22 protein-coding genes are annotated in these 21,827 nt (G+C 64.1%); 15 read left to right on the forward strand and 7 right to left on the reverse strand.

Annotation, left to right across the window (positions count from 1 at the left end; translation table 11 throughout):
• Positions 1-9: 9 nt before the first annotated feature.
• Positions 10-1,173: a glycoside hydrolase family 10 protein gene (locus tag BM449_RS02655; RefSeq protein WP_071799957.1), complete on the reverse strand. Its 1,164-nt coding sequence runs from the start codon at positions 1,171-1,173 to the stop codon at positions 10-12.
• A gap of 271 nt (positions 1,174-1,444) precedes the next feature.
• Between BM449_RS02655 and folP the strand changes: the two genes are divergently transcribed.
• Entirely contained in the window at positions 1,445-2,320 is an 876-nt protein-coding gene (gene folP / locus BM449_RS02660; RefSeq protein WP_233831000.1) for a dihydropteroate synthase, read from the forward strand.
• Between the two features lie 5 nt (positions 2,321-2,325).
• Here folP and katG read toward each other — a convergent pair whose 3' ends face one another.
• The 3 genes from katG to BM449_RS02675 all read right to left on the reverse strand — a co-directional run bounded on the left by katG (position 2,326) and on the right by BM449_RS02675 (position 6,229).
• Positions 2,326-4,527, reverse strand: a complete 2,202-nt coding sequence (gene katG, locus BM449_RS02665; RefSeq protein ID WP_071799958.1) for a catalase/peroxidase HPI — start codon at positions 4,525-4,527, stop codon at positions 2,326-2,328.
• A gap of 222 nt (positions 4,528-4,749) precedes the next feature.
• Positions 4,750-5,520, reverse strand: coding sequence for an SDR family NAD(P)-dependent oxidoreductase (locus tag BM449_RS02670; RefSeq protein ID WP_071799959.1), 771 nt, complete (start codon positions 5,518-5,520; stop codon positions 4,750-4,752).
• 103 nt (positions 5,521-5,623) lie between these two features.
• Positions 5,624-6,229, reverse strand: coding sequence for a nitroreductase family protein (locus tag BM449_RS02675; RefSeq protein WP_071799960.1), 606 nt, complete (start codon positions 6,227-6,229; stop codon positions 5,624-5,626).
• Between the two features lie 130 nt (positions 6,230-6,359).
• Between BM449_RS02675 and BM449_RS02680 the strand changes: the two genes are divergently transcribed.
• Positions 6,360-7,313 (forward strand): glutathione S-transferase family protein, encoded by a 954-nt coding sequence (locus tag BM449_RS02680; RefSeq protein ID WP_071799961.1) that lies wholly within the window; start codon positions 6,360-6,362, stop codon positions 7,311-7,313.
• A gap of 4 nt (positions 7,314-7,317) precedes the next feature.
• On the opposite strand, the gene BM449_RS02685 is transcribed toward BM449_RS02680, so the two are convergent.
• Positions 7,318-11,340 (reverse strand): magnesium chelatase subunit H, encoded by a 4,023-nt coding sequence (locus tag BM449_RS02685; protein ID WP_071799962.1) that lies wholly within the window; start codon positions 11,338-11,340, stop codon positions 7,318-7,320.
• A gap of 160 nt (positions 11,341-11,500) precedes the next feature.
• Between BM449_RS02685 and dapB the strand changes: the two genes are divergently transcribed.
• From dapB to BM449_RS02710, 5 genes are all read left to right on the forward strand, one after another.
• The gene (gene dapB, locus BM449_RS02690; protein ID WP_071799963.1) at positions 11,501-12,373 is read left to right on the forward strand and encodes a 4-hydroxy-tetrahydrodipicolinate reductase; all 873 of its coding nucleotides are present in this window, start codon (positions 11,501-11,503) and stop codon (positions 12,371-12,373) included.
• Positions 12,374-12,377: 4 nt separating this feature from the next.
• Positions 12,378-13,022, forward strand: coding sequence for a hypothetical protein (locus BM449_RS02695; protein WP_071801895.1), 645 nt, complete (start codon positions 12,378-12,380; stop codon positions 13,020-13,022).
• 68 nt (positions 13,023-13,090) lie between these two features.
• Positions 13,091-13,357 (forward strand): high light inducible protein, encoded by a 267-nt coding sequence (locus BM449_RS02700; RefSeq protein ID WP_071799964.1) that lies wholly within the window; start codon positions 13,091-13,093, stop codon positions 13,355-13,357.
• A 127-nt stretch (positions 13,358-13,484) separates the two neighbouring features.
• A complete protein-coding gene (locus BM449_RS02705) occupies positions 13,485-14,657 on the forward strand; it encodes an FAD-dependent monooxygenase (protein ID WP_071799965.1) in 1,173 nt (390 codons plus the stop codon).
• Between the two features lie 25 nt (positions 14,658-14,682).
• Positions 14,683-14,895 carry a DUF2949 domain-containing protein gene (locus BM449_RS02710; RefSeq protein ID WP_071799966.1) on the forward strand — a complete coding sequence of 71 codons (213 nt, stop codon included), beginning with the start codon at positions 14,683-14,685 and terminating at the stop codon, positions 14,893-14,895.
• 37 nt (positions 14,896-14,932) lie between these two features.
• Here the strand turns inward: BM449_RS02710 and BM449_RS02715 are convergent, their stop codons facing one another.
• On the reverse strand, positions 14,933-15,490 hold the full coding sequence (locus BM449_RS02715; protein WP_071799967.1) for an adenine phosphoribosyltransferase: 558 nt from the start codon (positions 15,488-15,490) through the stop codon (positions 14,933-14,935).
• Between the two features lie 50 nt (positions 15,491-15,540).
• Here BM449_RS02715 and BM449_RS02720 point away from each other — a divergent pair, with 50 nt between their 5' ends.
• The 4 genes from BM449_RS02720 to BM449_RS02735 all read left to right on the forward strand — a co-directional run bounded on the left by BM449_RS02720 (position 15,541) and on the right by BM449_RS02735 (position 17,604).
• Entirely contained in the window at positions 15,541-16,116 is a 576-nt protein-coding gene (locus BM449_RS02720; protein WP_071799968.1) for a DUF3038 domain-containing protein, read from the forward strand.
• Positions 16,113-16,760: a DUF4335 domain-containing protein gene (locus BM449_RS02725; protein ID WP_071799969.1), complete on the forward strand. Its 648-nt coding sequence runs from the start codon at positions 16,113-16,115 to the stop codon at positions 16,758-16,760. The genes BM449_RS02720 and BM449_RS02725 overlap by 4 nt, the downstream gene beginning before the upstream one ends.
• A gap of 109 nt (positions 16,761-16,869) precedes the next feature.
• Complete coding sequence (locus BM449_RS02730) at positions 16,870-17,115, forward strand: hypothetical protein (protein ID WP_071799970.1); 246 nt, start codon at positions 16,870-16,872, stop codon at positions 17,113-17,115.
• A gap of 42 nt (positions 17,116-17,157) precedes the next feature.
• Positions 17,158-17,604, forward strand: coding sequence for a hypothetical protein (locus tag BM449_RS02735; protein WP_071799971.1), 447 nt, complete (start codon positions 17,158-17,160; stop codon positions 17,602-17,604).
• Positions 17,605-17,616: 12 nt separating this feature from the next.
• Here the strand turns inward: BM449_RS02735 and BM449_RS02740 are convergent, their stop codons facing one another.
• Positions 17,617-18,069, reverse strand: a complete 453-nt coding sequence (locus BM449_RS02740) for an EF-hand domain-containing protein (RefSeq protein WP_162922834.1) — start codon at positions 18,067-18,069, stop codon at positions 17,617-17,619.
• Positions 18,070-18,337: 268 nt separating this feature from the next.
• Between BM449_RS02740 and BM449_RS02745 the strand changes: the two genes are divergently transcribed.
• The 4 genes from BM449_RS02745 to BM449_RS02760 are packed head-to-tail and all read left to right on the forward strand — an operon-like array spanning position 18,338 to position 21,795.
• Complete coding sequence (locus BM449_RS02745) at positions 18,338-19,063, forward strand: response regulator (RefSeq protein WP_071799972.1); 726 nt, start codon at positions 18,338-18,340, stop codon at positions 19,061-19,063.
• 3 nt (positions 19,064-19,066) lie between these two features.
• A complete protein-coding gene (locus BM449_RS02750) occupies positions 19,067-20,488 on the forward strand; it encodes an ATP-binding protein (protein WP_071799973.1) in 1,422 nt (473 codons plus the stop codon).
• Between the two features lie 19 nt (positions 20,489-20,507).
• Complete coding sequence (gene ppk2, locus BM449_RS02755) at positions 20,508-21,449, forward strand: polyphosphate kinase 2 (protein ID WP_071799974.1); 942 nt, start codon at positions 20,508-20,510, stop codon at positions 21,447-21,449.
• A 1-nt stretch (position 21,450) separates the two neighbouring features.
• Positions 21,451-21,795, forward strand: a complete 345-nt coding sequence (locus tag BM449_RS02760) for a hypothetical protein (RefSeq protein ID WP_071799975.1) — start codon at positions 21,451-21,453, stop codon at positions 21,793-21,795.
• Positions 21,796-21,827: the final 32 nt, after the last annotated feature.

Here is a 21,827-nt window from a genome sequence, read left to right on the forward strand (position 1 = left end):
GGGTGGACGTCACAGCGGCGCACGCGGTGCGGGGCTGGGGAACAGGGAAAGGAAGCCTGCGCGGCGCAGATCTTCCGCTTCGGCGGTGGCATTCCAGAGCGATTCGAAATAGAAGAACGCCACACCCATGCCTTTCTGCTGGACCGTCTGCACCTGAGCCTGAATCAGCTGCATTGGTGCTGGCTTGGTGCGTAGCCCCGTCATCACTCCGATCGCGGTGGGAATCTTCTTCTGGGTTTCCGCGAGTTCGGGGCGGGCCACCTCGGTGGCGAAGCTGGCCACATCAGGCCGGTAGAGCTGCACGATCACTTCATCGACGATGTTGCGCCGCACCCAGCCTAGCCAGTCCTGCAACTGCAGCTTGTAGGCGAAGTCGTAGTAGTTGGGAGAAACGGAGACGATCGCATTGGCTTTTTTGGCTTTCACAGCTTTGTGCAGATGGACCATGAAGGCTGAAATCTTGTCAGCGCGCCACTTGATCCAGGCCTGATCCATCGGGTTGCTCGGCACCGCGCGCTTGGTTTCCCTGGTGTAAAGCGCTTTGGTGTAACTGTCGTAGCCAAATTCATTGGGCAGGCTCATGTGGTCATCGAACTGGATGCCATCGCCGTCGTAATTACCCACCACTTCCAGCACTAGTTCGGTGATGAACTGCTGCACCTCAGGCCTGAATGGATTCAGCCAAACCACTTCCCCTGCCGCGCTGATTGAGGTGCGGCTTCCGTCTCGCCGCTCAGTGAGCCAGGTGGGGTGTTTGAGGGCCAAGTCCGAGAATGGCGGCGCCATGAAGCCGAATTCGAACCAGGGAATCACGAGCATGCCTTTGGCATGGCCCTCGCTGATCACATCGGCGATAATGTCTTGGCCTTCCAAGCCTTTATAGGAAAACGACTGAATCTTGCGGTCCCTGGTGACCTCGCTGGTATGGATGGCGTAGCCGGAATTCCAGACCACCGGATAAACAGTGTTGAAGTGCATCTCCTTCAACTGATCCATCGCCGCTCGCAACTTGGTGCGATCACGCATGGTGGTCATGTCGTTGGTGGTCATCCAGACCCCCCGGATCTCGGCGCGGGCGCCCTCGGCGGCCGTAGGGGCGGGCAGAAGCGGCACCATCGCCAGCAGCAGCCCGCAGAGCATCAAGACCGGCAGCAGCCAACGCGTTCGTTTCATGGCGCCGTTTGGATCAAAAGCCGGCTGACGCTAGCGGCAGTTGGCGCCCTTCCCCAGAGCCAGAACTTGTCGGCCGTAAAGGCCAGCAGGTTCCGAAAACGGAGGGGGTGGGATTCGAAGCCGGCGAAGGCTCCCGCTTCCCTTCGCCGGTTTTCAAGACCGGAGCCATCACCCACTCGACCACCCCTCAAAGGGCCCTGTCAGTTTCCCATGCAACCCACGCCTGGGGGGCTGGGGCTGAGGATGAATCGCGCCAACGGCAGCACCGACCATGGCCTCCACCAGCGCAGCGTCGGCTCCAGAGGCCGCTCTCCCCTGGGGTTCGCGCACCTACGTGATGGGGGTGATCAATCTCACCCCTGATTCCTTCAGTGATGGTGGCCGTTTTGATCGGCCTGCAGACGCCCTGCATCAGGCCCGAGCGATGCTGCGCCAGGGGGCGGATCTGCTGGATCTGGGGGGGCAGAGCACCCGGCCCGGCGCCATGGAGATCAGCGCCGAGCAGGAGCTGGAGAGGGTGTTGCCGGCCCTGGAGCTGATGCGCTCCGCCTGCGCGCAGCCTGGCGGCCCCCGCTTCTCGATCGACACCTTCCGATCAGGGGTGGCCGCCGCTGCCCTGGCCGCCGGAGCCCACTGGATCAACGACGTGAGCGGCGGTCGCCGTGACCCCGCCATTCTTGGCGTGGTGGCGGAATTCGGCTGCCCTTACGTGCTGATGCACAGCCGCGGCGATAGCCGCAGCATGGATGGCTTGGCCGTGTATGGCGATGTGGTGGCCGAGGTGCGCCAGGAGTTGCTGCGCGCCACAGACATCGCCCTGGCGGCCGGGGTGCGGGCCGATCAGCTGATCTGGGATCCGGGGCTCGGCTTTGCCAAAAACACCGAGCAGAACCTGGCCCTGCTGCGGGGCTTGGCGGAGCTGCGCCGCGAAGGGTTCCCCCTGCTGCTGGGCCCATCGCGCAAACGGTTCATCGGAGCGGTGCTCAACGAACCCAGGCCCCGAGCCCGGCTGTGGGGCACGGCGGCCGTCTGCGCCCAGGCGATCACGCTGGGCACCGATGTGCTGCGGGTGCATGACGTGGGCCCGATTGTTCAGACCGCCCGGATGATCGATGCGATCGTCCGCCCGCCTTTGGCGCTGCGTTGATCCCGTCAGCAGGAGCTTTGCGAAACCAGATCACGGCTCATCACCTTGCTCCAGGCCGCCACGAAATCAGCCACGAACCTGGCGGATCCATCGTTCTGGGCATACACCTCCGCCAGGGCCCGCAGCTGGGAGTTGGAGCCAAACACCAGATCAACGCGGCTGCCGCTCCAGCGCAGTTCGCCGCTGTGGCGGTCACGCCCTTCAAAGCTGTCTGCGGCTTCAGAGGTTGGCGTCCACACCGTGGCCATATCGAGCAGGTTCACGAAGAAGTCGGTGCTGAGCGTGCCTGGCCTGTGGGTGAACACCCCATCGGTTGAGCCGCCGACATTGGCGCCGAGCACCCGCAGCCCTCCCACCAGCACGGTCATCTCCGGCGCACTCAAGCCGAGCAGCTGGGCCCGATCAATCAGCAGTTCCTCCGCCCGCACCGTGAAGCTGCGCTTCTGATAATTGCGAAAGCCATCGGCCTGGGGCTCCAACACCGCAAACGACTCCACATCCGTTTGCTCCTGGGAGGCATCGCTGCGGCCGGGGCTGAAGGGCACCTCCACGGCATGACCAGCGGCGCTGGCCGCGGCTTCCACCGCTGCGCCACCGGCCAGCACGATCAGATCCGCCAGCGACACCTGGGTGCCATCAGCCTGAGCGGCATTGAAACGCTGCTGAATCCCTGCCAGCACCGCCAACACCCGCGCCAGTTGCTCGGGCTGGTTCACCTCCCACTGATTCTGGGGGGCCAGGCGCAGGCGGGCGCCATTGGCGCCGCCGCGCTTGTCGGAGCCGCGATAGGTGGAGGCCGACGCCCAGGCCGTCGCCACCAGCTCCGCCACCGAGAGCCCTGAAGCCAGCACCTGGGCCTTGAGTGTGGTGATGGCGGCGACACCGATCAAGGAGTGGTTGATCGGTGGAATAGGGTCCTGCCAGATCAGATCTTCGCTGGGCACTTCGGGGCCGAGATAGAGCGCTTTGGGGCCCATGTCGCGGTGGGTGAGCTTGAACCAGGCTCGGGCGAAGGCATCAGCAAAGGCCTGCTGATCCTGGTGAAAGCGGCGGGAGATCGGCTCGTAGATCGGATCGAAGCGCAGCGACAGATCCGCGGTGGTCATCATCGGCCGATGCCGCTGTGTTGGGTCGTGGGCGTCAGGAATCAGGTGCTCATCGCGCACATCCTTGGCCCGCCACTGCCAGGCGCCGGCAGGACTCTTCTCCAGCTCCCACTCGTAACCGAAGAGCATCTCGAAGTAGCCGCGATCCCAGGTGGTGGGGTTGGGTTTCCAGGCCCCCTCGATCCCGCTGGTGGTGGAATCACTGCCCTTGCCGCTGCCGAAACGGTTGTGCCAGCCCAGCCCCTGCTCTTCAATGCTGGCCGCCTCTGGGGCGGGCCCCATCAGCTCAGGACTCCCGGCTCCATGGGCCTTGCCGAAGGTGTGGCCGCCGGCAACCAAGGCCACGGTTTCCTCGTCGTTCATCGCCATGCGGGCAAAGGTTTCGCGCACATCGCGACCCGAAGCCACCGGATCGGGCTCGCCATTGGGGCCTTCCGGGTTCACATAGATCAAACCCATCTGCACAGCGGCGAGGGGGTTCTCCAGCTCGCGTTCGCCGCTGTGGCGTGCATCACCCATCCAGCTGGTTTCGTTGCCCCAGTAGATGTCTTCCTCCGGTTGCCAGATATCGACGCGCCCACCCCCGAAGCCGAAGGTGGGGAAACCCATCGACTCGAGGGCACAGTTGCCCGTGAGCACGATCAGATCAGCCCAGGAGAGGCGGTTGCCGTACTTCTGTTTGATCGGCCAGAGCAGCCGCCGGGCCTTGTCGAGGTTGCCGTTATCAGGCCAGCTGTTGATCGGAGCAAAGCGCTGGTTGCCGGTGCCCCCACCGCCACGGCCATCCCCGGTGCGATAGGTGCCGGCGCTGTGCCAGGCCATGCGGATGAACAGACCGCCGTAGTGCCCCCAGTCGGCGGGCCACCAGTCTTGGGAGTCGGTCATCAGGGCGTGCAGATCCCGCTTGACGGCAGCGAAATCCAGCTCGTTGAAGGCCTCGGCGTAGTTGAACGCTGCCCCGAGCGGATTGGAGGCCGGTGCGTGCTGATGAAGGATGGCCAGGTTGAGCTGGTGGGGCCACCACTGCCGATTCGACTGATCCCCGGCGGTTGTGGGCGCGCCGGAGCGGCCCGCCAATGGGCACTGGCTGATGGCAGTCATCGACGGTTTCCTAGCAAGGGACGTGGGCTGGCGTCATCCCTCTCGACCGTATTAAGCAACGCCGGGGGGAGCAGGTGCCCAACACAATCCTTAGCGGCTGAGGGACCAGGCTAAGTGGCTCGATGCTCAGGGATTCCCTGCCTGCGTTGTCGGCTCTCTGACTCGAGGCAAATCAGAAACGAGCCCGATCATGGTCATCGCCAAGGTCGGCCTGCACGCACTCTAAGGAGCGATTGTCATGCCTCCATCCAAAGAAAGAGAGACCCCCTGAACAAAATCCGATGCGGCACTGGCCAGGAATAAGGCCACATTGGCTACTTCTGACGGCTCTCCAAAGCGATGCAGGGGTATTCTTTGCTCTTTCGATTGTCTGGGTTTTTCCATGGAAGGACTGTCCCAGATGTCATGGCCCATTTTGGTCAGGATAACAGTCGGGCAGAGTGCGTTGATATGAATATTGTGTGGCCCCCATTCAACGGCCATGGTCCTGGTCAGTTGGTTGAGGGCTGCCTTTGATGCCGCATATGCACCTAGTCCAGGAGTGCCGATGAAGGCTCCAATCGATGAGATGTTGACCACTTTGCCGTGTCCCCTCTTGATCATCTGGGGAACAATGGCCTGAGAAAGAATCAAGGCTGAGCGAAGATTGACTGAAAATACATCACTCCAGTCGTCCTGTGTGATTTCAAGGATCGACTGAACCCTGGCGATGCCGGCATTGTTGACAAGGACATCCCATTCCGGGGAAAAGGCTAGTGCTCTTTCACCTGCTCGTCCTGCTCCCTCGATCGACGAAACGTCTTCTTCGATCACCCAGCAGTTGCGATGATTGTTCTCGACAATACCTTTGATCCTGCTCAGTCCCTCTTTGTCCCTGCCGATCACTCCGATGTCTGCTCCAGCTTCGGAGAATCTTTCAGCGATTGCCGCACCCAGGCCTTTGGAGCCTCCCGAAATCAATGCCTTTTGGCCATCGAGTCGAAAATCTTTCATCCCTGTCTTCTTCTCCAGATCATGTTTGACTTCAGCTCCTTTCGGTGCTGGTTTCTGAACCTTCGAAATGAATTCGTTTCGATCCTCTCAACTCTTGCCAGGGTCAGAATCCGTTGTCAACCACCAGGGTCTCTAGGGCCAACTGGCCCGGCTTCGGGAGGGGGTCCTGGGTGCCCTTGCCGATGGCCACCATCGGCCCCATCACGTGATCCTCGGGCAGGTGAATCAGTTCAGCGAGCTTCTCGATCTCGAAGCCGATCATCGGGCAGCTCTGATAACCCAGGCCAGTAGCGGCCAGCATCAGGGTCTGCATCGCCAGACCGATCGAGCGCTGGGCCTCATCGCGCTGAAGCCACTCCCGGCCTTCGTGGAAGGGGCCCATCCAGCCCACCAACAGATCAGCCACCGGCTGGGGGGCATTGGCCCAGTAGCGCTCGGGTTGCTTGCTCCAGGCCTTGAGGTCTGCGGTGAACAGCACCAGCAGCGAAGCGTCGGTGATCTGGGCCTGGTCGTTGCCGTAGTCGCGGCGGATCCTGGCCCGCAGCGCCGGATCGCGCAGGATCACGAACCGCCAGTGCTGGATGTTGAAACTGCTGGGCGCCTGGATGGTGATCTCCAGCAGCCGCCGCTCCTCAGCAGCGCTGAGGCGATGGTCGGGATCGAAATGCTTCACCGCCCGCCGGGCATCGATGGCGTCGATCACATCCATGGCAGGAAGGGCAGGGTTGGCGGCGCTGTGACCCTACAGGCTGTTTTTGCCATCCTGCAGAGCCCTTAGCTCCAAGGGGCAATCAGAGGGCAAAGTCGCTCGTTACCCTGGGCGCCGCTGCAACTCGGGCATGGGTTTACTGGTGGATGGGGTCTGGCGCGACCAGTGGTACGACACCAGCAGCAGCGGTGGCCGCTTCATCCGCTCCACCGCGCAGTTCCGCCACTGGATCACGCCGGATGGCCGGCCCGGCCCCACTGGCGAGGGGGGCTTCCGAGCCGAAGCAGGTCGCTACCACCTCTACATCTCCCACGCCTGCCCCTGGGCCCATCGCACGGCGATCTTCCGCAGCATCAAAGGGCTCGCCCCGATGCTCTCGCACTCGGTGGTGCACTGGCAGATGGCAGACCAGGGCTGGACATTCGCAGCCGGCGACGGGGTGATTGCCGATCCAATTCAGCACGCCAAGGTGTTGCACGCGATCTACACCAGCGCCGATCCCGGCTACAGCGGTCGCGTCACGGTGCCACTGCTCTGGGATAAGGAAACAGGGCAGATCGTGAACAACGAATCCTCGGAAATCATCCGGATGTTCAACAGTGCCTTCAATGACATCGGCGCTGATCCTGGCGACTACTACCCCGAGGATCTCTGGGATGAGATTGATCAAATCAACCAGCTCATCTACGAAACGGTGAACAACGGCGTCTACCGCTGCGGATTTGCCACAACTCAGGAGGCCTACGACGAGGCGATCCAACCCCTGTTCGCCACCCTCGACCTGCTCGAGCAACGGCTCTCCGATCAGCCTTACCTGGTGGGCAGCCGCATCACCGAAGCTGACTGGCGCCTGTTCACCACCTTGGTGCGCTTTGATCCGGTCTATGTGGGGCATTTCAAATGCAACCTGCGCCGCATCGTCGACTATCCCAATCTCTGGCGCTACGTGCGTGAGCTCTATAGCTTTCCCGGTGTGGCCGAAACCGTGAACATGCAGCACATCAAAGGGCATTACTACCAGAGCCATCCCACCATCAACCCGTCCGGCGTGGTGCCGGCAGGGCCTTTGATCAACTGGACGTAGCCGTTCAGGGAGCCGTGACGCCCTCGATCCGGTCTTCGATCTCCTGGTAGATCTCCTGGAGCTGGGCGATATTCTCCTCGGAGGTTTCCCAATAGCCGCGGCCGTTCACTTCCAGTAGGGTGCCCACGATGCGGCGGAAGCTGTGGGGGTTGAGCTCCAACAGCCGCTTGCGCATCTCCGCGTCGTTGATGAAGGTGTCGTTGGCTTCCTCATAGACGAAGTTATCGACGGCACCGCTGGTGGCACTCCAGCCCAGGGTGAAGTTGAGGCGCTTGGCCACCTCGCGCACCCCTTCATAGCCGGAATTGAGCATGCCCTCATACCACTTGGGGTTGAGCAGCTTGGTGCGTGAATCAAGCCGGATCGTTTCGCTTAAAGAACGCACCTGGGCGTTGGCCGTGGTGGTGTCAGCGATGTAGCTGGTGGGTGCCTTGCCGTCGTCACGCAGGCCGGCGATCAGTTTGGTGGGGTCGGAATCGAAGTAGTGGCTCACATCGGTGAGCGAAATCTCAGCCGAATCCAGGTTCTGGAAGGTCACATCGGCGGTTTTCATCGCTGATTCGAACACGTCGCGGTTCTGGTTCATCTCACCGGGGTTGTCGGCGTTGAAGGCGAAGGTTTTGCGTGAGAGGTACATCTCCTGGAGATCTCCTTCCTCCTCCCAGGTGCTGTTCTCCACCGCCAGGTTCACATTCGATGAATAGCTACCGCTGGCATTGGAGAACACCCGCGTGGCCGCCTCCCGCAGCGAGATGCCCTGAGCTGCGGCCTGCTCCCGGCTGTGCTTGCGCACAAAGTTCATCTCCAGTGGCTCATCGGCCTCCGCGGCCATCTTCACGCCCTGATCAATCAGGCCCATCTGGTTGATGAACAGATCGCGGAACACACCGGAGCAATTCACCACCACATCGATGCGGGGGCGCCCCAACTCCTCAAGCGAGAGCAACTCCAGCTTGTTGACCCGGCCGAGGGAATCGGCCACGGGGCGCACGCCGATGAACCAGAGGATCTGGGCGAGGGATTCGCCGTAGGTCTTGATGTTGTCGGTGCCCCAGAGCACGCAGGCGATGGTTTCGGGCCAGGTGCCCTGCTCGGCCTTCTGGCGCTCGATCAAGCGATCCACCACCACCTTGGCGGCGGCAATGGCGGCGCGGGTGGGAATCGACTGGGGGTCGAGGGCGTGGATGTTCTTGCCGCTGGGCAGCACACCCGGGTTGCGGATCGGATCACCGCCCGGACCCGGGATCACGTATTCGCCATCGAGGGCCCGCAGCAGGCTCTCCATCTCCATGTCGGCGCAGATCTGCTCGAGGCAGAAGCGCAGGTAGCCGAACAACTTGTCGAGCTCAAGCGGATCCACGCCCGCAAAGCCCGAGGACCGGCAGGAGCTCAGCCAGGGGCTGGGGCGCTCATAGCCGAAGCGCTCCAGCAGGGCGAAGAACCAACCAAAGCGACCCTTGAGATCGACCCGGCCATCGCTGCCCGTGACCGCGCGCACCATCGAGCCCACCGCCGCGCGGCAGGCCTCAGTGATCGTCTGGTTGAGCTCCACATCGACCAGCACCCCGGCGTCGTTGCCGCGGTAGATGGCATCGATCGTGCGCCCGAGGCTTTCGGCGATCAGGCCCGGCAGGCTGCGATAGCCCTCTTCCTCACGCTCGAGAGCGGCGATGCTCACCAGGGTGGCAATCGCCTCCTCAGCGGTGGGTGGTTTGCCGATCGTGTGCAGGCCGCAGGGCAGCAGCCGGCTCTCGATTTCCATCAGCTGGCGGTACACCGCACCCACCACCGAATCGCGGCCCTCAAGGTCCAGCTCGGCGGCCTCACCCTCCGGCAGGGTCACGTCCTTGTCGAGGTTGCACTGGCGGGCTGTTTCCACGATCGCATTGACGATCTGCACACCCCTGGAGCTCTCGCGCAGCTGCTGGTAAGAGCCCACCAGTTCGCCCAGCTCCTTCAATCCCCTGTAAAGCCCGGCGTTCTCAGCCGGTGGGGTGAGGTAGCTGATCGTGGCGGCATAGCCCCGCCGCTTGGCGATCGTGGCCTCCGACGGATTGTTGGCGGCGTAGTAATAGAGGTTCGGCAGGGCGCCGATCAGTGAATCCGGGTAGCAGGTTTCGCTCATGCCCATCTGCTTGCCGGGCATGAACTCCAGCGAGCCGTGGGTGCCGAAATGCAGCACCGCATCGGCGCCCCAGACCTTCTCCAGGTAGGTGTAATACGCGGCAAAGCCGTGGTGGGGGCTGGCACTGCGCGAATAGAGCAGCCGCATCGGATCGCCTTCGTAGCCGAAGGTGGGCTGCACGCCCACAAAAATATTGCCGAAGTGGCGGCCGTAGATCAGCAGGTTGGTGCCATCGCTGTTGAGATTGCCGGGGGGCTTGCCCCAGTTCTCTTCCAGCCGCTCGGAATAGGGGGTGAGCCGCTCGTACTCCTCCACGCTCATGCGGTGGGCGATCGCCAGTTCCGGTGCGCCCTGGAGGGCCTCGGGATCATTGATCACCGCTTCCATCAGTGCCTTGGAATCCCGCGGCAGGTTCTGCACGTCGTAGCCCTGGCGCTTCATTTCCTCGAGCACCCGGTGGATCGAGCCGAAGACATCGAGGTAAGCCGCGGTGCCCACGTTGCCCTTGTCGGGCGGGAAGCTGAACACCGTGATCGCCAGCTTTTTGGTGACGCGGGGCTTGGTGCGCAGCGAGGCCCAGCGGATCACCCGCTCGGCGATCGCTTCGACCCGGTCCTGGAGGGTGTGGGCCTTGCCGGTGGCGTCATCGCGGCCGGAGAGCACGATCGGCTCGATCGCGCCATCGAGTTCGGGGATGGCGATCTGCAGGGCCACCTGCACCGGGTGTAGGCCCAGGTCGCTCTCCTCCCACTCCTGGGTGGTCTGGAACACCAGCGGCAGGGCCACCATGTAGGGCCGGTTCAGCTTCGAGAGGGCCTCGATGGCGCGGGGATGGTCCTGGCGGGCCGGGCCACCGATCAAGGCGAAGCCGGTGAGGCTCACCACCCCATCCACCAGCGGCTGGTCGGGATCGAGCGGGTCGTAGAAGAAAGCCTTGACGGGCTTGGAGAAATCGAGCCCGCCGCAGAACACCGGAATCACGGTGGCGCCGCGATATTCCAGTTCCTGGATCACCGCCACGTAGTGCGCCTCATCGCCGGTGACGATGTGGCTGCGCTGCAGCACCAGACCGATCACCGGACCGGCCTTGGCCTTCTCGCTGAGGTCGGCGCGGCTGGAGTTCCAGTTCAGATATTCCTTGAGGTCTTCGAACATCCCCGGCGCCAGGGGGTGCCAGAGGCCCAGATCCGGGAACACCACCGGTTCGGCCACCTCAAGCGCCGGCCGGCCAGTGTCGCCCTTGGGGAATACATATTTATCGGCCAGCATCAACAGCAGGTTGCGCAGGTTGTCCGGCGTTCCCCCCAGCCAATACTGAAAGCTGAGCATGAAGGAGCGGGCATCCTGCGCCTTCTCCACCGGCAGATATTTGAGAACCGTGGGCAGGGTGTTGAGCAGTTTCAACATCGCGTCCTGGAAGCCGGCGCCATTGGCCTCCTTGCGCTTCTTCATGAAGCTGGCGATGGCGCTCTTGCTCTGGCCCAGCTGGGCCATCGAGAAGGTGCCGAGCTTGTTGAGCCGCATCACCTCCGGCATGGAGGGGAAGACCACGGCGGCCTTGAGCCGATCGCGGTGGGGCGCCACCGCCTCCACCACCTTCTGGGCCAGATCTTCAATGAAGATCAGCGAGGCGATGAACACATCGGCTTCGGCCACATCGGCGCAGAAGGCGGCGTAGTTCTCCGGATCGCGCAGCTCCTCAATCAGGTAGCCGCTCAGGTCGACGGCCAGGGCACTGTTCTGCTCGTTGAGGCTGTTGGCCGCCTGGGTGAGGGCGTTCTGGTACTGGGGCTCGAGCACCACGTAGACCGCCCGCATCACGGCCCGACCCTCACTGCCGGCGGGGCCATGCTGGTCGTTCGGGCGAACACGGCGACTGGCGGAGCGGACCTGCGTGAACATCGGCGCCGGGGTGATTGAGCAATATGAAGAAGCTTACGGACTCCGCTGTTGGGGCGAGGCTTCTGAAGCCAAGGCGTAACAGGTCTTGCCTGGCCTTGCTGGCCCTCCGCCCGCGCGATCGGCCATAGGCTCAGCGGATTCGTGCCACTGCAAGCCCTTGATGACTGCCGCCAACGGGCCGTCCGATCACCCTGCAAGCCAGGTCGCTCCAATCGCCGTGGTGGTGGCTGGAGCTCTGGGCCGGATGGGGGCTGAGGTGGTCAAAGCGGTGACCGCAGCCGCCGACTGCCAGCTGGTCGGCGCGATCGACACCACCCCCGGCAAAGAAGGGGCGGATGTGGGACTGGAACTGGGCTTGGGTGAGCTGGAGGTGGCGATCAGCGCCGACCTGGAAGGGACTCTCTGTCAGGCCAGCCAGGCCGTTCGCCAGCAGCCCGCTGGGGCAGTGCTGGTGGATTTCACCCATCCAAAGGTGGTGTACGAGCACACCCGTGCCGCGATCGCCTACGGGGTGCACCCGGTGATCGGCACCACCGGCCTCAGCCCGAAGCAACTGGCGGATCTGGCCGGTTTTGCCGAGAAGGCCGGGATCGGCGCCGCCATCATTCCGAATTTTTCCGTCGGCATGGTGCTGCTCCAGCAGGCCGCCGCCGCCGCCGCCCGCTTCTACGACTTCGCCGAACTCACCGAGCTGCACCACAACCGCAAGGCCGACGCCCCCAGCGGCACCTGCCTCAAGACCGCCGAATTGATCGAGGAGATCGGCAAAAGCTTCAATGCCCCCCAGGTGGAGGAGCACGAAACGCTGGCGGGCTGCCGCGGCGGGCAGCGCGAGAGCGGCCTGCGCCTGCACTCGATCCGGCTGCCGGGCCTGGTGGCCCACCAGGAAGTGATGTTCGGCGCCGCTGGCGAAACCTACGTGCTGCGCCACGACACGATTGATCGCTCCGCCTACATGCCGGGGGTGCTGCTGACCGTGCGGCGGGTGCGCCAGCTCAACGGCCTGGTGTATGGCCTCGAACGACTGCTGTGACGCCATGCTGATCCCGCTCAAAGACGGCGAGCTGCATCGCCTGATCCCGGCGGTGGCCACCGGGCCCCAGTTCAACTTCTGCAGCGGCAACCCCCGCAAGATCCTGCAGCGGGTGCTGATCTCCGTGATCGGTGGGGTGCTGTCGCTGCTGATCGCCCAGAGCAGGATCGCGATGCGCTTCGGGCCGATCTGGCTGGTCTGCGGCTTCGTGTTTTTGCTCTATATCCTCTGGGGGCCGATCGTCGAAGCGGGGCGCCGCAACGCCACCCTGCGCCGGTACAAAGCAGGGGCGATCTTCGAAGGGGTGGTGGCCGACCTGTTCACGCGGGAGCGCATCGTGGAGCGCAAGGAACAGGCCGATGGGCGGGGCCGACTGGAGCTGGTGGAGAACCGCCGCACCTGGCTCTGCCTCCAGCTCGAAGACGAGGAGGGCTACCTGGGCCAGGTGCGTTTCCCGATGGACAAGAAGCACAAGACGATCCGCAAAGGGATGGCGATCCGTTGCCTGGTACTGAGCGAGCGGCCTGACTTCTCACGGATCGGGGCCCTCAGCGACGCCTGGATCCCTGGCCTGAAGCTCTGGGTCGGGGAGTACCCGTTTCTGTTGCGGCCAGCCTTTGAGGAGCTCTGCCTCCGCCGCCTGCGCTGAAGTTTCCATCACTTCCGTTACGAAGCGAAACAATGTGTTACAATTACGCCATACCAAACGAAGTCACCATGACCCAAGTCACCTCCATCGCACCCACCACCGACCGCGCCCCGATCCGTGGAGCCACCGTCACGATGGAAGACGGCGGTCGCCTCAACGCTTTTGCCACCGAGCCCCGCATGGAAGTGGTGGCACCTGAGGGCGGCTGGGGCTTCCACGAGCGCGCCGAGAAGCTCAATGGCCGCATGGCCATGCTCGGCTTCATCGCCCTGCTGGCCACCGAATTCGCTCTCGGTGGCGAAGCCTTCACCCGCGGCCTGCTCGGCATCGGCTGAAACGGGCTGAAACGGACGGTTTTCCGACCTGCTTGATCACCCTTGGATCCACTTCAACATCAAAGCCGCAACAGACTTCTGTTGCGGCTTTTTTTATGGGGTATCCGCAGGCCCCGCAGGCTGACCGATGCGCGCTCCACTGCTGGCTCAGGTGCTCGGAGCCGGTCCCACCGGTGCCCTGGCCGCCCTCGCCCTCGCTGAGGTGGGCTGGCAGGTGCACCTGGAGGATCCACTCTCTGCGGAGCAGTTGCTGCGGCGCCAGCGTGCTTACGCCCTGTCCCATTCCAGCCGTCTGCTGCTCCAGCGCCTGGGCCTCTGGCAGGAACTCACCCCTGACCTGGCTCCGTTCCGGTCGCTCCAACTCTGTGATCTCGAGGTAGGCGGGCGAGTGCCGTTCAGCAGCGCCGATCTTGGGCCTGCGGCCCGGCATGCACCGGCCACTGACTGCGTGGGCTGGGTGCTGCAGCACAGGCCCTTGATGGAGCTTCTCCTGGAGCGGCTCGAAGCCAACCCATCGGTACGGCTGTCCCTGGGAGAGGCTGGTAGCAGCAAGGGTTCTGCGCAAACGGCCGATCTGGTCGTGGCCGCCGACGGCAGCGATTCGCCCAGCCGCTCAAGCCTCGGCATCGGCAGCTGGCGGCTGCCCTACCGGCAGGCCTGCCTGAGCGTCCAGGTGCGCCTGCGCGGCTCAGCGCCGGATCAGGCCTGGGAGCTGTTCCGCGCCCAGGGACCGTTCGCGGTGCTGCCGCTGGGTGGCGATCACTTTCAACTGGTCTGGAGTGCACCGGCCCAGCGCCTGCGGGCTCTGGAGAGCCTTGATCCGGTGGCCTTCCTCGACCAGCTCGCCGGAGTTCTCCCTGATGGCCTGCAGGTCGAGGCCCTGCTCGATACCCCCCGCGCCTTCCCGGTCGCCCTGGGGATGGCCCATCGCTGTCACCGTGGCAACACCGTGCTTGTGGGGGAAACCCTGCACCGCTGCCATCCCGTTGGCGGCCAGGGGCTCAACCTCTGCTGGCGGGATGTGCGCGCCCTGCAGAAACAGGCGGAGCGGGCCGCCCGCGGCCGGCTGGCGGTGGCTGCCATCGGCCGCTCCTATGCCTGGAACCGCTGGGGGGATGTGCTGCTCACCCTGCTCGCCACCGACCTGCTGGTGCGCTTGTTCTCCAACCGCCAGCCGTTGCTGCTGGGATTGCGGCGCCTGGTTCTGGGCCTGCTGGGGAGCGGGGCGCCGCTGCGAAGGTTGAGCTTGAAGGCGATGACCCTGGGGCCTTGCCAGCTGACCGCTCCATGGTCAGAGTGAAGAGTCTCTCCCTGGCGTTTGCGTCATGGTGATCAGCACCACACCGCAACTGCCCCCGCCCTCTGCCCTGGTGCGCTACTTGCGCCTTGAGCTTGGTCTCAGCGACAATGCCCTGGATCTGGGCGTGAAGCAGGCCCAGCTGGAGCAAGCGCCCTTGCCGGTCATTCTCTGGCGTTTCGGTCTGATCAGCCTGGAGCAACTCGATCGGGTCCTGGCCTGGCAGGACAACCAGGACTAAACGATCTGGCCGGTCAAAAATTTCAGGCGTTAATCATTCAGGCGTAGACGATCAGTGATTCCACGGGCTGATCAACAGGCAGGCGCTGGCGTCCCTCCAGGGCTGCCAGTTCGGCCACGAAGCCAAAGCCGCAGAGCTGCCCGCCAGCCAGTGTCACCAGTTCGGCGCAAGCAGAGGCGGTGCCACCGGTGGCAAGCAGATCGTCGATGATCAGCACCCGAGGGGCTCCGCTGAGCGCATCGTGCTGGATCTCCAGCCGGTCGCTGCCGTACTCCAGGTCGTAGTCGACGCCACACACGGCGCCGGGCAGCTTGCCGGGCTTGCGCACGGGCACAAAGCCCACGGCCACCACCGTGGCCAGGGCGGTGCCAACGATGAATCCCCGCGATTCGATGCCAACGATCAGGTCGGGCTGGAGCCGTTCACAGACCTGGGCGAGCTGGCGCATCACCTCACCCCAGCCCAGCGGATCGCGCATCAGCGGCATCAGATCACGGAAGAGGATGCCGGGCTTGGGAAAATCGGGAATCTCCCGCACCAATCCGCGCAGATCGGGCGTCTGGACTGGATGAACTGGTGTGGAAGGGCTGGCCATGGCAAGCGGGCGCGTGACGAATCGGCTCGGGCGCTGGCATCATCGCAGCCATGGCCAATGCTTCTTTGGGCGAGTCTTCCCTGGCTCAACCTCCCCTGACCCAACGCCCTGCCGGCGCCCGGATCTCCCGCCGCGGCCTGGAGCGTCTTGACCTGATGTTGCTCAGCGTCGAAGCCCTCGACCTCAACGGCGGCGAGGCGATGGTCTGGATGGCGGCCCAGCTCGGCTTCGGCGAGCTCTTCCCCAACCGGGTCGAACTCTGGAAGCGGCGGTGTTACAACCCACTGCGACTGGCCTGCCGCCGCGGTGAACTGAGCGAACCGGAAACCGACGCCCTGATCAGCCTGCTCTGCGCCCTGGCCGACCGCCTCTATCCGATGCTGCGTCAATTGCTTTCCTCCACCGAGCCTGAGGCTGTCACCGGCCAGCGCTGGGGCCTGTTCCAGGGCCGGCTGGAGGAATTGATCCGGGAGCGGCTCAACCCCCGGCGCGGAGGTGTTCAGAAACTTCTCGATCCCGCCTACGGACCCCAGCTGCGGCGTCAGCTGATCCATGGCCTGGCCTTTGGCGCCGGCCAAGGTGGGTTCGATCGCCTCAAGGCCAGCCTCATGGATGCCTCCGCATGAAGCTGAGTTACCGCTTCGAGCAAACCAGTTGCCGGCTTCGCCTCGATGGCCTGCCGGACTACTCGGCCGCGCAGGGCCAGGACGTGATCGGCATCCTCACCGGCTGGGAGCTCTCCCTCGCCGGTCACCCGGCATTGGAAGGGAAACGGGAGCATCTCGCGGCCCTGATGCAGGCCGTGCTCCCCTATGCCCGCCATCTGGTCAGCGGGGTGCCGCGCCGCTTTGGAGCCCAAGACAGCCCGGTGCAGATCCAACCGATGGAGGGCGAAGCGAGCCTGACGAGCCACCGGGTGCTGGTCCGCAGCAGCCAGCCCGACACGTCCCCCCTTGAACTCGCCTTCGACGATGCCGAGCTCTCGGACCTGGTCCGCTGCCTGGATCAGCTGCGGCTTGATCCGCGGGTGCAGGTGGATTTCGAGCTTCCCGCCGAGCGACCGCTTCCCCGCCGGGAGATCCTGGAGCGCATCCCCCTGCGCCAACGCCTGGCCTCCCCCCTGGCGGCCATGGCAGCGCTGGCGATCACCACCTCGATCGGCCTGATGCTTCCCGTGCCACGCCGGCCGGCCATTCCATCGGCCAACCCGGCGGTCAGCCCAGCGGCGACGGAAGCCCGGCCTGAGGCAGCAGTGGATCCCGTCCCTTGAGGATCGCTGTTCAAGACCATCTGTTCAGGATCGTGCCGTTGGGGTCAAACTCTTGATGTGGACGCTGGCACGACGGCGAACGTGAAACAAAGCCCATGACGACAAGCCCATGACGGACAGCTGGTCAGAGCTGAGACGACGTGTCAGCCGTCTGGGAACCTCCCTTGATGTGGTGGTGCGCAGCGATCCGGAGGTTTGCGGGCTCAGCGGCAGCAATTTCCATCTCACCCTGCACCACGGTGGCCAGGGCGACTGCACGGTGGAGGGGCTCAGCCTGGTGGACTGTCCCAACGAACTGGTGTTGATCGAATTCGAGCGCTGGATGCGGGGCGCCGGCTACAGCCTCCATGGCTGAGCACCACCTCGGGGCAAGAGTGCCGCAGCGGAGCATGACGCCATGAATCTGCTCAGTGAACCGGGCTTCAAAGCCGGCCAGGACCGCAAGGTCTTCCGCAAACGCCGGCGTCGCTCGCCCTGGCGCGAACTGCTGCTCGCCTTGCTGAACATCGGCATCGGAGCCGGGATCCTGCTGCTCCTGATCCAGTTGCCCGAACGACTGGATTCACTGCTGTTGGTCAGCAAGGTGATCAGCGTCCTGCTCAAGGGGATCAGCCAGATCGGCCAGGGGATCGTCGCTTTGGCGGCTGGATTGCTGCAGACGCTGGGGATTCTGGTGGTGGTGAGCCTGGCGATCGCGGCAATGCTGCTGCTGGCCAATGGCCTGTTTCGAATCCTGCGCATGGCCCTACCGGGCGTCGGCGGTGTGTTCCGGGTGCCAGCCGAGCTGGCTCGCATGCTCTGGAGCGTGGTGCAGATCCGCAAACCCGATCGCGACGACCCATGAATCCGGAGCGACCTAGCGCCGCGGGGCCAGTGAACGGCGCAGTTGCCAGAACTCCTCGAGGGTGACGCTGCCGTTACGGTCCCGATCAGCCTCTGTGAATCGCTTGGACAGCCATGGAAACGCATCGGCCTCACGCAGGCTCAGTTGCCCGTTGCGGTTCTGGTCGGCTTTCTGGAACATCTTGCGCAGCCGCTCGCCGAGGTAATGGGTCCGGGCAGGGGCCAGGTCCAGGGGCCGCAGGTAACCCCGGCCGGCCGCGTCAAGCCGCTCGAAGTTCATTTCAAGAAACAGGTGCCCCCTGGCCTCCGCTGGCGTGATCCGGCCATCGCCGTTGCGATCAATCCGGCGAAACCAGCTCTTCATTCGTTTCTCGTAGCGCATCAGCTGGAGGGAGTCCTGGGCCTGGCCCACGCCAGCGCCGGGCCCGCAGACGATCCCAGCCAGGGCCGCCAGAGCAAGGGCCAACGCCAGGGCGCCCCGAATGGCGGCAGGAGGCCGGCAAAGACCCCGAAGCGGGCCGCATGGCAAGGCAGACAGCATCGGCTCACCCTATGGAAGAAGGAGCTCACGCTTCAATCGATTAGCTCTCTGCATGGCCCTAAGCCATGACCGAATCCAACCGACAGCAGTGCCAGTCATGGTTGGACAAGCCACAGCCAGGCTGGGCGCAGCCGAATCGGGAGCGGCTGCATTCCGGCTCCATACAGTTCAAGGACCGAACCACCCCCAAGCCATGAGCCGAGTCCACACGATCTGGGTGGTGGATGACGATCCGGAACTGCGCCAGCTGCTGGGCACCCACCTCACCGACCAGGGCTATGACGTGCGCTGCCTGACCGATGGCCGCCAACTGATGGCCAGGCTCGAATTCCAGCGGCCCGACCTGCTCGTCCTCGACCTGATGCTGCCCGGTGATGATGGGCTCACCCTGCTGCGCCGGCTACGCGATGGCCGTGACGATCTGCCCGTGGTGATGCTCACCGCGCGGGCCGAGGCCGTCGATCGGATCATCGGGCTGGAACAGGGCGCCGACGACTACCTGGCCAAACCCTTCCTGCCCCGGGAACTCACGGCGCGGATCGAAGCGGTGCTGCGTCGCCGCGGCACCATGCCGGCCGGCACACCCCTGGCCGATGGCGAGGTGATCAGCTTCGGCACCAACTGCCTTGATCTCTCCGCCCGCACCCTGGTGCGGGACGGAGAGGCGGTGGTGATCACCAGCGGCGAGTTCAGCCTGCTGGCCGCTTTTGTCCAGCACCCGCACCGGCCGCTGTCACGGGAGCGCCTGATCGAACTCGCCCGCGGCCCCGGCAGCGAAACCGACAGCCGCAGCATGGATGTGCAGGTGTCGCGGGTGCGCCGCTTGATCGAACCTGACCCCAGCCGTCCCCGCTACCTACAGACCGTCTGGGGCTATGGCTACGTGTTCGTACCTGACGGCTCCCCCCGGAGCCGCTGATCCATGGCGTCCTCCTTTCGACCTGTAGCCCTGTGGCTGCGATTGGGGGTGTTTTTTCTGGGTGGCTGGGCTTTCAGTCTTTTGGTGCTCCAAGCCCTGCTGGGGGCCCGGATCGGCCAGGCCCAAGTGGCGCAGATGGGCCCCCAGGTGGCCCTCAACCTGCGCCTCTCCGAGTTGGCCTTGGAACGCTTTCCGCCCGCTGCCGTCTCCCAGCTCAGTGGTCTGCAGCTGGGGGTGGGCATCCCACCAGCTTCTGACCAACAACGCGGCTTTCTCGGCCGCAACTCCGACAACACACTCAACCGGCAGGCGGCGCAACTGAAGCTCGAACTCTGTCGCCGCTTGCCGCGCTGCCCCCAGGTCGTTCCCACCCACGGCACGGCCCGGGGCGTCTGGATCGAACTGGCCTCGCCGCTGGAGCCGGTCTGGCTCTACGCCGGAATCCGGCCCCAGCTGGGTTGGCCACCCGACCCCTTGCTGGCCACCCTCTCGCTGATCAGCGGCAGCGTCGTGGCCGGCGCCCTGTTCCTGTTGCTGGAGGTGCAACGGCCGCTGCAGCAACTCCAGAAAGCCCTCGGCCGCGTCGGCCTCGTCCGCGAGCCCAACCCCCTGCCCCAGCGTGGGGCTCCGGAGGTGCGGCGCCTGGCCCGCCACTTCAACGCCATGCTCGAGCGCCTCTCCAACAGTGAGCAGGAGCGGGCCACGATGCTGGCCGGCATCGCCCACGACATCAAGACACCCCTGACCCGCCTGCGCTTGCGGCTGTCTTTGCTGCCGGCTGCAGGGCTGTCGGCAGAGGGACGCAGCAAGGCGGAAGCAGACCTGGATGATCTCGAGCGGATCACCGGCCAGTTCCTGTTGTTTGCCGGTGGCGGCAGCAGCGAGCCGGCCGTGGAGGTTCCTTTGCACGAAGTCCTAGCCGAGTTGGCGGCCCGCTACGACGGCCAGCCCCTCGATTTGGATCTGGCCGCCGTGACGGCCTCGATTCAGCCGATTGCCCTGGGCCGGGCCGTCGCCAATCTCGTCGACAATGCCCTCAGCTATGGCCAACCGCCTGTACTCCTGCGCCTGCTCCCCTGGCAGAAGGATGGCTTCGAGTTGCAGATCTGGGACAGGGGGCCAGGCATCGCCGAAGACCAGCGTTCCCAGGCGCTGATGCCTTTTCAGCGTCTTGACGTGGCCCGTGGCGGCCATGGTCACTGTGGATTGGGTCTGGCGATCGCCCAACGGGTGGCCCGCGCGCACGGGGGCGAGCTGAAGCTCGGCGTCGGTGCCGTGCCTGGGGGGGCGGAGCAGGGCTTTTGCGTCAGCCTCACCGGCCACTCGATCGAGCTGCCCGCCGGCAGCAAAGCGCCAGGGGGCTTGAAATCGGTATCAATTGAGCAGTCAAGGGCCAAGAGGCCGCTTAAAGGTGGGCCAGACTGATCCAATCAGGACTGACGCGATGGGTAAGGGCAAGCATCACAAAAAGTCGAAGGGAAAGAAGGGGGGATCAACCGAGCCGTCCAGCTCCGCCGCAGCACTGGCGGGCCTTGTTCTCAACGACCGCTATCACCCATCGACCCTGCTGGATGATATCGAGGAAGGACCATCCAACGGCCGACGGGAGAAGCTCTCCAAGAAGTTTTATGAGAAAGAACTCGAGCGTCTCCAAGTCGAGTTAGTGAAGATGCAGTACTGGATCAAGCACACCGGCTTTCGCATGATCCTGCTGTTCGAGGGGCGCGATGCCGCCGGGAAAGGGGGAACGATCAAACGGATCACCGAACCGATGAACCCCCGCGGCTGCAAAGTTGTTGCCCTTGGCACCCCATCGGATCAGCAGAAGACTCAATGGTATTTCCAGCGCTACGTGGAGAATTTCCCTTCAGCCGGTGAAATGGTTCTCTTCGATCGAAGCTGGTACAACCGCGCTGGTGTGGAGCGGGTGATGGGATTCTGCACGGAAGAGCAGGTGGAACAGTTCATGAAATCCTGTCCTGAATTTGAGAGAATGCTGGTCGATTCAGGCATCGTTCTTCTCAAATACTGGTTCTCTGTTAGTGATGAAGAACAGGAACTGCGTTTTCAATCGCGGATCGACGACCCAGCCCGCCGCTGGAAGTTGAGCCCGATGGATCTTGAATCGCGGGATCGCTGGCTGGAATTCTCCAAAGCCAAGGACCAGATGTTTGCCCACACCAACATTCCCGAAGCTCCCTGGTTCACCGTTGAAGCTGATGACAAGCGTCGCGCCCGCCTCAACTGCATTCGCCACCTGCTCAGCAAGGTCCCCTATGAAGACATGACTCCTGAGGCCATCGAGCTGCCGCCCCGCAAGAGTGGGGGTGACTACCAGCGGCCACCGATGAACGAGCAGTTCTACGTTCCCAACGCCTATCTCTGATATGGCCGAGTCTGATTCCGCCGATCGCCCCGCCATCCCGGCCACGGCCCCGCTGCGCGGGCCGGCTGGTTCCTTGATCTATTCCGGCAGCGATGGTCGTCAGTACATCGTCAGCGGCATGGCAGAAAGCCCCGGCCAGTTGGAACTAACCAAGGCTTTCGACGCCCTGCGCGGTGAAGCGGCTGGCCTTCGCGACCTGATCCATCGTTGTCGGCAGTGGGTGGAAGCCGCCTCCGCCCATGGCCTCAGCCGGCCAGAGGCGGCCTCGGTGCTGCTGGGTCAGTTAACCCAGGCCCTGGAGAACGGCGATGAACCTGGGTCGATCCCACCAGTTCCTCCTTGCTGACAGGCTGCCTTTCTGCTGAAAGCCTTCACTCC

It is taken from the genome of Synechococcus sp. SynAce01, assembly GCF_001885215.1.
Taxonomy (GTDB): Bacteria; Cyanobacteriota; Cyanobacteriia; order PCC-6307; family Cyanobiaceae; genus Regnicoccus; species Regnicoccus frigidus.